Consider the following 460-nt stretch of genomic DNA (forward strand, 5'->3'; position numbering starts at 1 on the left):
CGTGAACGTGCGCCGGCTCATCAGCACGCGTTCGGCGAGCGAATCGACGCTGTGCGCGGCGTCGAGATGGGCACGCACCCAATCGAGCAGGCCCGCGAGCCGGGCATCGCGTGGGTGCGCGGCGACCGGCTGCGGCACGTACTGGGCCTGGCCGCCCTGGCGGTGCGGCGGGATCACGAGGCGGCGCGCGATCCGGTTCGCGGCGTCCGAGCCGAAGCGCCGCCGCGCGACGTGCAGGCAGCAGTCGAGGCCTGCCGCCGTGCCGGCCGACGTCATCAGGTTGCCGTCGCTTACGTACAGCACGTCGGGATCGAGTTTCACGCGCGGAAAGCGCTGTGCGAAATCGTCGGCCCACGCCCAGTGCGTGGTGGCCGGGCGGCCGTCGAGCAGGCCGGCCGCGGCGAGCACGTAGGCGCCGAGGCACAGGCCGACGAGCTCGGCGCCGCGCGCGGCGACCGCA

At 74.6% G+C, this 460-nt stretch carries 1 protein-coding gene; it reads right to left on the bottom strand.

Annotated elements, in window-relative coordinates; translation table 11 throughout:
* The coding region (locus A9Z05_RS38155; protein ID WP_256122138.1) for a DJ-1/PfpI family protein at positions 1–460 on the bottom strand (460 nt) is incomplete at both ends.

Source organism: Burkholderia sp. A2, assembly GCF_001729305.1.
GTDB classification, from domain to species: domain Bacteria; phylum Pseudomonadota; class Gammaproteobacteria; order Burkholderiales; family Burkholderiaceae; genus Burkholderia; species Burkholderia sola.